The sequence below is a fragment of the uncultured Meiothermus sp. genome (assembly GCF_937863175.1).
Classification (GTDB): domain Bacteria; phylum Deinococcota; class Deinococci; order Deinococcales; family Thermaceae; genus Meiothermus.
Genome location: NZ_CALMCQ010000203.1, coordinates 1 through 10548, shown reverse-complemented (window position 1 = coordinate 10548; position 10548 = coordinate 1). Strand labels below are relative to the sequence as shown.

At 58.4% G+C, this 10548-nt stretch carries 9 protein-coding genes and 1 pseudogene; 9 read left to right on the top strand and 1 reads right to left on the bottom strand.

Translation table 11 applies throughout. The features are described from left to right. The first annotated feature begins 231 nt into the window (after nt 1-231). From Q0288_RS08000 to Q0288_RS07965, 8 genes are all read left to right on the top strand, one after another. A complete protein-coding gene (locus tag Q0288_RS08000) occupies nt 232-975 on the top strand; it encodes an MbnP family protein (protein ID WP_299429371.1) in 744 nt (247 codons plus the stop codon). A gap of 61 nt (nt 976-1036) precedes the next feature. Next, entirely contained in the window at nt 1037-1987 is a 951-nt protein-coding gene (locus Q0288_RS07995; RefSeq protein ID WP_299429370.1) for a cytochrome c peroxidase, read from the top strand. A gap of 74 nt (nt 1988-2061) precedes the next feature. Then, nucleotides 2062-2484 carry a hypothetical protein gene (locus tag Q0288_RS07990; RefSeq protein ID WP_299429369.1) on the top strand — a complete coding sequence of 141 codons (423 nt, stop codon included), beginning with the start codon at nt 2062-2064 and terminating at the stop codon, nt 2482-2484. A 102-nt stretch (nt 2485-2586) separates the two neighbouring features. Next, on the top strand, nt 2587-3357 hold the full coding sequence (locus Q0288_RS07985) for an ABC transporter ATP-binding protein (RefSeq protein WP_299429368.1): 771 nt from the start codon (nt 2587-2589) through the stop codon (nt 3355-3357). Then, nucleotides 3357-4148 carry a metal ABC transporter permease gene (locus tag Q0288_RS07980; RefSeq protein WP_299429367.1) on the top strand — a complete coding sequence of 264 codons (792 nt, stop codon included), beginning with the start codon at nt 3357-3359 and terminating at the stop codon, nt 4146-4148. The genes Q0288_RS07985 and Q0288_RS07980 overlap by 1 nt, the downstream gene beginning before the upstream one ends. Before the next feature lie 352 nt (nt 4149-4500). Continuing rightward, nucleotides 4501-4977 carry an RrF2 family transcriptional regulator gene (locus Q0288_RS07975; protein WP_299429366.1) on the top strand — a complete coding sequence of 159 codons (477 nt, stop codon included), beginning with the start codon at nt 4501-4503 and terminating at the stop codon, nt 4975-4977. A 67-nt stretch (nt 4978-5044) separates the two neighbouring features. Then, nucleotides 5045-6187, top strand: a complete 1143-nt coding sequence (locus Q0288_RS07970) for a cysteine desulfurase family protein (protein WP_299429365.1) — start codon at nt 5045-5047, stop codon at nt 6185-6187. A gap of 122 nt (nt 6188-6309) precedes the next feature. Continuing rightward, on the top strand, nt 6310-7695 hold the full coding sequence (locus Q0288_RS07965; RefSeq protein ID WP_299429364.1) for a DUF3422 family protein: 1386 nt from the start codon (nt 6310-6312) through the stop codon (nt 7693-7695). Nucleotides 7696-7812: 117 nt separating this feature from the next. On the opposite strand, the gene Q0288_RS07960 is transcribed toward Q0288_RS07965, so the two are convergent. After that, a complete protein-coding gene (locus Q0288_RS07960; RefSeq protein ID WP_299429363.1) occupies nt 7813-9498 on the bottom strand; it encodes a long-chain fatty acid--CoA ligase in 1686 nt (561 codons plus the stop codon). Between the two features lie 528 nt (nt 9499-10026). On the opposite strand from Q0288_RS07960, the pseudogene Q0288_RS07955 reads away from it, so the two are divergent. After that, nucleotides 10027-10548 (top strand): annotated as a pseudogene (locus tag Q0288_RS07955) (hypothetical protein); the annotation flags it as partial.

The window sequence follows — 10548 nt, the reverse complement described above, 5'->3', positions numbered from 1 at the left end:
AGCCCTCGAGGTGCGGGCCGAGAGCGGCACCGAAGTACAGGAGGATGCCCCGGTTCCCTTCTACAAGTCGCAATACCACACCGCCCTGATTGCGGAGAGACCCGGTAAATGGGCTATCAGGGTGGAACTCCCGGGAAAAACCCTTGAGTTCACTCTGGAGGCAGGGCGTTAAGTGCCGTTTCACACGATTCTGTGCTTGGATTTGCTAATCTCAAAGAAGGAGTTGTTGCAATGAGCAAATGGTTCCTCTTCCTCATACCTCTGGTACTCACAAGCGCTATGGCTGCGCCGGTTGAACTCAAGATCAACCTGCGAATCGGCGATCAGCCGCTGCAATTCGGTCAGACCTACCAGACCCCGCAAGGCCAGCGCTATCAGATTAATATGGTCAAGTTCTATATTTCCGAGGTGGCCCTGGTTCGGCCTGATGGCCGTGAGGTCGTGGTAGATGGACTGGTGCTGGCCGATTTCAAGCGCGATGCCCCCACCCAGGGGGTAAGCGTGATGAGGATGGAGGTGCCGCCCGGGGAGTACCGGGGTATCCGCTTCAACGTGGGTGTGCCCCGCGAGCTGAACCACCTTGATGCCACCACCCAGCAAATGCCCCTGGGGATCAACTCGGGCATGTTCTGGGCCTGGAACCCTGGCTATATTTTCTACCGCCTCGAGGGAACCGCCCTGCTACCAGATGGCAACCAGGGGTGGGTCATCCACATGGGTACTGATTCGTTTCGCCTGCCGGTTCGCATACATGATTTACAGACCCGGCGGGTTCGTATTCATATTCCCCCTTCCGGTGGCACCATCACACTCAACCTCGATCTGGCAGCAGCCTTCCAGCCCGGCCCCGGTGGCGCGTTTTTGGACTGGAGCAGGCCAGAGTTACGCCAACTGCACGGTCTTAGCCCGCAAACCCGGCTGATCATGTCGGTGGTGTACTTCAACATGTCCAATGCCTTCAGCCTGGCTCAGTAGACATTTGGAATTGTTTTGCAGGACGAACATGCTCATGCACTTGCTTACCCTCACCGTAGTTATGGCAGCCCTGATAGGAGCGGTGCTGGCAGCAACCCACCACCCGGCGGTGCCGATTCCCCCCGACAACCCCCAGACCCCTGCAAAAATTGAGCTTGGCCGAAAGCTGTTTTTCGACCAGCGGCTTTCTGCCGACTTGACCATATCGTGTGCGAGCTGCCATAAGCCCGAGTTTGCCTTCAGCGATGGGGGCAACGCGGTCAGCACAGGGGTTGGTGGTCGCAGAGGCACTAGAAATACGCCCACTCTGACCAATGTGGGTTTTCGCCAGGGTCTGTTCTGGGAAGGTCGTTCTACACGCCTGGAACTTCAGGCCGTCGGCCCACTCACCGCCCGCATCGAGATGGATATGCAGCCCGAGGTTTTAGCCCAGAGGCTCGAGGCCATTCCGGAGTATGCCAGGGCCTTCCGTGAAGTGTTCGGCGAAGCACCCACCCTCAAAACCACTACCTTTGCGCTGGCTGCATTCCAGCGTACCCTGCTTTCCTACAACAGCCCCTTTGACCGCTTTCAGGCCGGCGACGACCTCGCCATGTCCGAGGCTGCCCTGCGGGGGATGGAGGTCTTCTTTGCCGAAAGCGGTGACTGCTTCCACTGCCATGTGGGTTCGGAGTTTACCGATGATGTGCCGCGTAACAACGCACTCTACACGGTCTATCAAGACCTTGGTCTGGCCCTTGCTACGGGTCTGGATGAGGACGTGGGCAAGTTCAAGACTCCCACCTTGCGCAATATAGAGCTTACTGCTCCTTACATGCACGATGGTTCCATCAAGACCTTGCGGGAGGTGGTCGAGCATTACAACCGGGGTGGTGAACCAAATCTAAATTCCGACGTACTGATGCGCCCACTGGGCCTGAGCGAGCAGCAAATTGACGACCTGGTAGAGTTCTTAAAATCCCTCACCGACCGGAGCTTCACCACCAACCCCGCTTTTCAACCGCCCAGGTAAGCTCAGGGTTTGGCCAGTGGTGCGATACCGTCCAATTTGCCTGATTTGTGCCAGACTGGAAAGCAGAGGTTCAGATGATTCGGTTTATTCCTAAACTACTTGCGATAGCCACCTTGATGGCCCTGGCCCTGGCGCACCCCTTTGAGGGTAGTGGGGGTTTTGTGGAGGGTGAGGTGGATTTTGAGCCCAACGATGCGACCCCAGTTGCGGGAGTGCCGACGGTCGCCTGGATTGAGCACATTCGGGTAGGTGGACTGCCCATAAATCCTAAGGACTGCTTTTGTACCCTGCTCTTCTTTCAGGGGCGCGTTAGCCCGACGGCCCAGCCCGACGCCGTGGTGCGACTGCAGCTCAACCCCCGTACAGGTCGGATGGAAGGGGTGGTGATATTTCCCAAACCCGGCCCGTACTTTCTGGTGATGCAAGGTCGGCCACTTCCTGGAAAGCAGATGCCAGCATTTATGATGCAGAGCATCATCCAGATTCTGCCCCGCTAGCATACGACCCCAGCGCAGGGCGGTGGGGATGGTTCACAGCAGGCTTTGGGTAGTGAACCGCCCTCTTCAACCCCGGCAATTGATAGCGTATTATCAGGAGATATGACCGCACCTCCGGTGCAACTCGACAACTTTAGTGTGCGATTCGGGGAGTTCCAGGCTCTCGATCGGGTGACATTGGAGGTTCCGCAAGGAGCTTTTGTCGCCATCCTGGGGCCAAACGGGGCGGGGAAGAGCACCCTGCTCAAGGCTTTGCTGGGCATTGCCAGCGGGATACTGCGTGACGCACCCACCAGCGTTTCGGGCTCGGTTAAGGTTTTTGGTAACACGCCCCAGAACGTGAAGGCAGGCTGGGTGGGCTATGTGCCCCAGGTTAAGAGTTTTGACCGTAGTTTCCCGGCATTATCTTTGGAAGTGGTGGTCTCGGGCTTGCGCCGGAGCTGGCCTTTCATCGTCACCCTTCAGGAACGCAAAAAGGCCGAAGCCATGCTGGAACAAGTGGGTGCGCTGCAACTTGCCAACCGCCGCCTGGGACGGCTCTCCGGTGGTGAGTTACAGCGGGTTTATCTGGCCCGCAGCCTGATTCGAGAACCCAAATTATTGCTGCTGGACGAGCCCGCTACCGGCGTAGATGCGGTGGGGGAGGCCGACCTGTACCGGCATTTGGAGACCTATCAGCGCCAGTCCGGCGCGACGGTCATGATGATCACCCACGACTGGGAGGCTGCCCAGCATCACGCCTCGGCGGTGCTGCTTATCAATCGGCGGGTCATAGAGTATGGCCTGCCTGCTGACGTGATGTGTCCCAACTGCCTGGCCCAGGCTTTCGGGCACGTCGGACACAGCCACGGCCTGGTGAGTGGGAGGCGCTAGTGCTGGAAGCCCTGCAACTCCCCTTCATCCAGCGGGCCTTAATTGCAGGTCTGCTGGTAGGAGGTCTGGCAAGCTATCTGGGTGTGCTGGTGGTGCAGCGCCGCCTTTCGTTCCTGGGCGACGGTCTGGCCCACGCGGCTTTTGCTGGGGTTGCCATTGGACTCTTTCTGCACGAGGAGCCCCTCTGGATCGCGATCCCCTTTGCCGTGGGGGTCTCGCTGGCCATCACCTGGGTGCGCGAGCGCAGCAACCTGGGCGACGATACCGCCATCGGCATCTTCTTTGCGGTCTCGGTAGCGTTGGGCGTGCTGTTCATGTCCATGCGCCAGGGCTTCGCGCCCGACGCGGTGGCCTATTTGTTTGGCTCCATCCTGACCGTCACCCAGGTTGATTTGTGGGTGATGGGGAGCATTGCCCTTGTCGTAGCGCTAATGGCCCCATTGTGGCGCAACTGGGCCTACGCTACCTTCGACCGTGAACTTGCCCTGGCCGACCGCCAGCCGGTGCTGCTGCACGACTACCTGCTCTCGGCGCTGATTGCCCTGGTGGTGGTGGCATCGGTCAAGGTGGTGGGTATCGTCTTGATTGCGGCCTTTATCGTTATTCCTGCTGCTACGGCCCGGTTGCTGACCCAGACCTTTGCCAGTATGACGCTCCTGTCGGTGGCGATTGGTGTCGTTTCTGTAATTCCAGGGTTGGTTGCCTCCTATATTTTCGATGTGCCCACCGGCAGTGCTATTGTGCTGGTGCAGGCGCTGCTGTTCGCTCTGGCTCTGGCGGTTCGACGATAGGGGTGATAGAACAGGTTAGGGGCTGTCCCATACAAGAGATAATCTTGGGATAGCTATAGGCTAAACAGAAGTACTAAACCAGGGATTTGCAGGGTCATACGACGGGTAGAGTACTTTGGGGGGGAGTCATGGCCCGAACGGCAGCCGATGGGCTGGATGTAGACAAAGATACCGCAGCCCGGTCAGCTGCTCAAAACTCCGCAAGCCCTGGCTCAAACAGGAGGGGTAGTCCGGGTTTATCCAGGACAGCCCCATTCGGTATAACCGGTTTCCCATGTAGTCGCCCCACGACTGCCCCCAAAAGTGTAAATCCTACTTTTCCTTACGGGTTTTAAGGGTTTATACTTATGACATGTGGGTTTCGACCAAAGCACAGTACGGGCTGCGGGCCCTGGTGGAAATCGGTCTGCGCCAACCGATGGCGGTTCCACTTAAAGATGTAGCGGACGTGCAGGGCATTAGCCAGCACTATTTGGAACAGATCGCAGCCCAGTTGCGGCGCTCGGGCTTCATCCGCAGCGTGCGCGGGGCCAGGGGCGGGTATAAGTTGGGCCATCCGGTGGAAAGAATCACTGCTTTGGAGGTAGTGGAAGCTTTAGAAGGCAGCCTCGCGCCCGTTACCTGCCTCGACGACCCCCAGTCCTGCTGGCAGACCGGCAACTGCTCCACCGAGACCCTGTGGAAAAAAGTGGACGATGCCATGCGGGGGGTCTTGCTGCACACCACACTCAAAGACTTGATAGAAGAACGCAAACAAATCGAGGCCCGTAAACTGGTGCAGCTCGAGCCCGCCCCGGTGCAGTTTGGTGGACTGGGCGCTCAGCGCTAAAGGGAATACTCCGATCGCGCATCGTTAAAGCCCTCGAGCCCCGACCTCTCTGGTTGTTTGCCAGAAAATGATCTACCTCGACTACGCAGCTACCACGCCGCTCGACCCTGCAGTGAGGCTTGGGGTAGAGCGGGTTTTAGAAGTGTTTGGCAACCCCAGCTCGGCGCATGCGGCTGGCCGGGAGGCGCGAAATTTGCTGGAAGAAGGCCGCGAGCGGGTCGCCAGGGCGCTGGGGTGTAAACCACGCGAACTCATCCTGACCGGCGGCGGCACCGAGTCCGATGCCCTGGCGATTCAGGGGGTAGCGCTGGCTAAAGCGCCTCGCAGTGGCGTCTCGAGGGGCCACATCGTCAGCACCCGGCTCGAGCACTCAGCGGTCTTGACAGCTTTGAAGAATCTGGAACGGCTGGGCTTCGAAACCACCCTGCTTCAACCCGACTCTACGGGAATGATTTATCCAGAACAAGTGGCAGAGGCCCTCCGCCCCGACACCATTCTGGTCTCGGTGATGGCCGTCAACAACGAGATCGGCACGATTTACCCTGCAAAGGATATCGCTGCAATCTGCAAGTCCAGGGGTGTGCTTTTTCACACCGATGCAGTGCAGGCCTTTGGCACCGTACCCAGCCAGGTTGAGGATCTGGGGGCCGATCTGATCTCTATTGCTGCACACAAGTTCTATGGCCCCAAAGGGGTGGGGGCGCTGTACCTGCGAAAGGGAATTGAGCTGTTCCCACTGATGCCTGGGAAGCAGGAGCAGGGCTACCGGGGCGGCACTGAGAATCTACCTGCAGTGTATGGCATGGGCCTGGCTGCCGAAAAAGCCCTCTCGGTTCTGGTTGAGGAGTCGCAAAAGCTGTTGAACTTGAGGCAGCAGTTGGAAACCAGACTGCTCGGTGTTCCTGATGTCCAACTCAGTGGCCACCCTACCAGGCGCAGTCCCAAGCACATCAACGTGACCGTCAAGGGAGCTGATGGGGAAGGGCTCTTGCTCAATCTGGACATGATGGGCGTGGCTGTTTCGTCAGGTTCGGCCTGTGCCAGCGGGAGCCTCGAGCCCTCTCACGTTCTTATGGCTATTGGGCGCAGCAAGGCCGAGGCCAGGGCATCGGTACGCTTCTCGATCGGGCGTTTTACCACCGAGGCCGAGATAGAAGCGGCCAGTCGAGTGTTTGCTCGAGCAGTAGACCGCTCACGGCTCGCGGTATGACCGACAGCTTGCAGCACAGCTAGAAACCGTGCTAATTTCTGAACAGGGTTTATCGGCATGGCGCTACATGTCTAAACCCGGATACAAACATAATGCGGCAGTGACGGTTGACGGAGGCGAGGATGATAAATCGGTCAGAAAGCCACCGCCGCGAGTTGGGTTATACCCAGGGTGCCCTGCCGGGGGTGATACCCCTGCCTACGGATACCCGTTTGTTGCCGCCCGAGGACAGTGAACGCCGCGAACTACACAACGAATTGCATGCCCGCCCAATGGCGCGTATCAGGCTGCCGGCGCTAGTCGTACATATCGCGGTGTTGAACGAGGGCATTACCCGGCAACGGGAGCTCGAGCATCTGCGCCTTCTGGCAGGCCAGGGTGAGATACACCTCGACCAGCTTGCCAGTACCTTTTTGCATCTAGCCCTGCCAGGCGGGACACTCCGCTGGGAGCGGCATACCGAGTTTACCAGCTACACCCTGGTACAGTCTTTGCCTCCGGCGGCACTCGAGAACACTACTGAGCCAGATCTTCTGACCGGACTGATCGTAGATCCATCCTGGCTGCACGGCATACCCGGGCGAACCCTGACGGCCATTGAGCTGGTGCTGCTCGAGGGTCAGGTGATCTCTACTGCCCTGCCTGCTCAACAGGTGCGCCAGTTCTTCGCAGAACAAGCCGTACTGGCCTCGCTAATGGGCCGCGCTACTCACAGCTGTGCCATTACCGATTTCAGGCTACGTCCAAATGGGTTTGAGCGCATACTGGTGGTAGCCACGCCGGAAACCTCTGAGACCCGTGCTGGGCGCATTACTACCCGCCTGCTGGAACTGGAAACCTACCGGATGCTGGCCCTGCGCGGCCTGCCAGTCGCAAAAGCGGTGCAGGGAATGCTGCCCCAGGCCGAGCGCCAGCTCGCAGATATTACTGCCGCAGTAGAAGATGCCAACCGTTCCGACCAGGAGTTGTTAGATGACCTCGAGGCCCTGGCGGCCCGGATTGAACGGGCTATAGCACAGCACAGCTACCGATTTGCGGCCAGCCATGCATACCATGCCCTGGTCAGCGCGCGCCTGACAGAGATGCGCGAGGGGGCTATCCCTGGCACTCAGACCATAGGCGAGTTTCTACAGCGACGCTTCAACCCGGCTATGGCGACGGTACAGGCGGCAGCAGACCGCCTTACCGCGCTTTCTCAACGTATCGAGCGAACCGGGGCACTGCTGCGCACCAGGGTGGATATTACCCTCGAGACCCAGAATCAGCAGTTGCTGGCCAAACTCAGCCGTGGGCAGGAGTTGCAGTTTCAACTGCAAAGAACCGTGGAAGGCCTCTCGGTGGTGGCGATCTCTTATTACGCGGTCAGTCTGATGCTCCACGGTGCCCGGGCGGCCAGGGCTGCTGGACTGCCCATCCACCCCGAGATCACGGTTGGCTTGCTGATCCCATTGGTGGTCTGGGGGGTCTGGCGGCTCACCCGGCGTATCCACAAACGACTGAAACTTTAAGTTGAAAAGCCAGCTACCAGCGTCAAGGCGCACCGAACCACTCTGAACCGCCAGACAAGCGCTGTGGGTGAACAGACTTCCGTCAGGGTATATCCCGGTGGCGATCCGAACGGTCTCTTAGCCGCTTCCAACTTTTCGTTCCTTAAGCACTGTCTCGCGCAACTCCCGCCGCAGTACCTTTCCTACCGCAGTTTTGGGCAACTCGGTGCGGAATTCGTAGATACGTGGCACCTTATAGGCCGCCAGGTTGTCGCGGCAGAACTTGTCCAGCGCTTCCTTGCTGAGGTTTTGTCCGGGCTTTGGTACGATAAATGCGGCCACCGTCTCGCCTCTGTACTCATCGGGCAGCCCCAGGACTGCTGCCTCAGCCACGCCAGGATGGGCGAACAAAACTTCTTCTACCTCGCGGGGGTAGATATTGTAACCGCCGGCAATAATCATGTCCTTCTTGCGATCCACAATGTAAAAGTAGCCCTCTTCATCCATGGTAGCCATATCGCCCGTGAGTAGCCAGTCAATCTTGATGGTCTTGTTGGTCTCTTCGGGCCGCTGCCAGTAGCCCAGCATTACGTTGGGGCCACGCAGGGCCAACTCCCCGACCTCACCCACCGGTACTTCGCGCAGGCTCTCGTCTAATACCTTGGCGTCAATGCCTGGCATGGGCAGTCCAATGCTTCCAATTCTGCGCTCACCTGCGAGGGGGTTGCAGTGAGTGCAGGGCGCTGCTTCGGTCAGGCCGTAGCCCTCCACCAGCTTGCCGCCCGTGAGCTGCTCGAATTTCTTGGTAACTTCCACCGGCAAAGCCGCCGAGCCGGAGATACAGACCTTTACGGTTCCAATCTTTCGTTTTTCGATATTGGGGAAATTGTTAAAGCCGATGTAGAGCGTTGGAACACCAGGGAAATGGGTCACACCATGCTTTTCAATGGCCTCGATACAGGGTTTGACCTCGGGACGGGGAAGCAACACGATTTTGTAACCCGCAGCAATGCCGTAGTTCATGCCTACTGTCATGCCGTAGACATGGAAAAAGGGGATGGCGCCCAGCATCACCCCTTTGCCTTCTATGCTCTTAACTTCCTCGCCTCCCCAGGCCATGCTCTGGTACGTGTTGGCTACCAGGTTGCGGTGTGTAAGCATCGCCCCTTTGGAGACGCCGGTGGTGCCGCCGGTGTACTGCAGCAGGGCCACCTCATCCGGCTGGGCGTTGTAGGGTTGGGCGAGAGGAGTAGCAGCTTTGAAGGTTTTTTTGAAATCGAGCCTTCTGGGGTGCTGGGGCAGGTTGACCCAGCGTTTCTCCCGACGTGCCTTGAACGGGAAGAGCAGGTTCTTGGGAAAGGGCAGATAATCCTGAATGCCGGTGGTGAAGACTCGCTTAACCGGCACATCCTGTTCAATCTCGGCGTAGCGAGGCCAGAGCAAGTCCAGAATAACCAGGGTCTCGGCCCCAGCATCGGAAAGTTGATGCCGTAGTTCGCGGGGGGTATAGAGGGGGTTCACGTTCACGCATATCCCACCGGCAACCAGCGTCCCGTAAAAGGCAATCACAAACTGTGGGCAGTTGGGCAGCATGATGGCCACTCGGTCGCCTGGGTTGACGTCTTGAGCCCTCAAGGCACCGGCGAACTTTTCCACCGATTCCCAGAGCTGGCGATAACCCATCACACTGCCCATAAATTCCAGGGCCACATGGTCGGGGTATTTTTTAGCAGTGTCGGCCAGCAGTTTCCAGAGGGGCACCTCGGGGAACTGAATGTCCGCCGGGATGCCTTTGTCGTAGTGTTTGAGCCAGGGTCTGGTCATGTTGTAGCTCCTTCGGGTGGAGTCTTGTGAAGCTCGCCCCAAGTCTAGCAAATCATGTACCGAGTTCAAGGTGACATGCGGTCCTTCACCAGTCTGTTAGAATGGGGGCAAGACTCGAGTTCCGTCCGCCCCCCACCCACTCATTCGCTGGTAGTAGTCTGTGCAGCTCCAGTTTAGCAGACGGCAGGCTGCCCTAAAGCCGATGAATTCCCCGAGGCGCCGGATGCTGGCTTTTGTACCTTTGAAGGAGTCGAATTCTTTGGAGTCAACCTCCTCGTGCTTTACGGTCTTAAAGAAGCTCTCGGCTCGGGCATGGTCGGGCGGTCTGCTCGGACGGAAGCGCTTTTGAGGCTGGCTCGGGGTTTGCTTGAGGCAAGATCTGGTGGTGCTCCAGCCCCACCCTCGGTGCGGCTGAGACAGGGCCGCCTGTGCACCTGTGAGTGAAGGCATCCGCTATGGCTGCCAGGTAGATGAAACCGCCTCGAGGATGATACAGATCCGGTTGGGTGGTAATCTATACTTCGGGTTATGGAAAGCCTGGGGCACTACTTATTGCGGGGGCGGATTGCGCTGCCGGGGGGAAGTGCGACCGAGGTGTATGAAGGGCAAGATATACGCACCGGTACCGAGGTGTTGGCCTTCAGACCTCTGCCCGAAGCACTGCCTACCCAGTCCCTACCCCACACTTTGTCCTGGATAGATCGAGAAGCGGATACCTGGATTGCAGAGATTCCGGTGGGAGCAGTGCAGACCTCCTGGTTAGCAGGCCGGGTAGAGGAGGCCCGGCTGGTGCAATGGGTCAAGCAACTGTTGAGCGTACTGAAACATGCCCAGGAGAACGACATTCCTGTCGGGTACATTATTCCCGAATTAGTCTGGGCCCGGGGAAGCCGGGTATGGCTGGCGGGAGTAGGGGTAGCTAATCCTGAGCAGAAATGGGATTTTGCGGGTTTGCTCAAAACGGTGCGGGTAATTGCCGGAGATGGCTATTCGGCCCTGCCCTGGCGGGAAGAACTGGAAAAACACCTGACGGGGCAGCTCGACTACACG